1 protein-coding gene is annotated in these 825 nt (G+C 42.3%); it reads right to left on the bottom strand.

From position 1 onward, the window contains the following. Positions 1–105: 105 nt before the first annotated feature. Positions 106–672 (bottom strand): thermonuclease family protein, encoded by a 567-nt coding sequence (locus tag G1O98_RS38425; RefSeq protein WP_163939708.1) that lies wholly within the window; start codon positions 670–672, stop codon positions 106–108. Between the last annotated feature and the right edge of the window lie 153 nt (positions 673–825).

Consider the following 825-nt stretch of genomic DNA (forward strand, 5'->3'; position numbering starts at 1 on the left):
GGGCAGGGAGAAGGGGGAAGGGAGAATTTTGAAAGTTGCTAATTCATCGCGCAAATATGCAATGCCAAAAAATGTAGTGCATTCAATTAGAAACAGACAGAGTTTTTATTTTTTTGATAGGCTGCGATATTCCCAAGGATTAACAAATTTAGTATCACTCCAAACCCCAACACGTTGTTCCTTGGCTTCAGCTTCAGCCTGTTGAACTAAGTCTTTGCTAGGACACTTGTTTAAGTAAGGACGATACACTTTTGCTAATCCTTCTTTTAACAATATCTGCTGCACAAAAGTGCCATTTTGTAAACGGACTTCGGCAATTTTGCGTCCATAGCGATCGCTATCGGTGATATTCAAAGTCACGCGATCGCCTCCTTGTTGCACCAGTTGTTGTACCCGTTCTTGGGCTTTCACACCCCAAATAAATTGATTGCGATCGCTAGTGCGTTTACTCTGCTTTTCTTTATTAGAGTGGGCTATTTCGGGCGCATCTACACAAGCAAAGCGCACGGTAAAATTTTTGCCATTGGTATCTTTAACTACTATGGTATCGCCATCACTCACTCGCTCAACTGGTTCTCCAGAAGTACCGATAAAGCGATCGCAACCCATCAAACCCAAAAATATGATAGTTGCACAAAGCCAAAATCGCACTGGTTTAGTTAATTTCTCCATCCCAACTCACCTGCATTACCTCTGTGGCATGATATTAGCAAAATGATGAGATATATTTGTTAACCCTTGACATACTGCTACAGGCAATTAAAAACCCCAAATATTTAACAACTTCCAAAATTCCCCCTGCCTCCTGCCCCCTGCCTCCTGCCC

Origin of the sequence: Nostoc sp. UIC 10630, from assembly GCF_010747425.1 — a bacterium.
Taxonomy (GTDB): Bacteria; Cyanobacteriota; Cyanobacteriia; order Cyanobacteriales; family Nostocaceae; genus Nostoc.

Excerpts from the sequence above, each read along its gene's own strand:
- G1O98_RS38425 (WP_163939708.1), bottom strand. The coding sequence starts at position 672 with ATGGAGAAATTAACTAAACCAGTGCGATTTTGGCTTTGTGCAACTATC.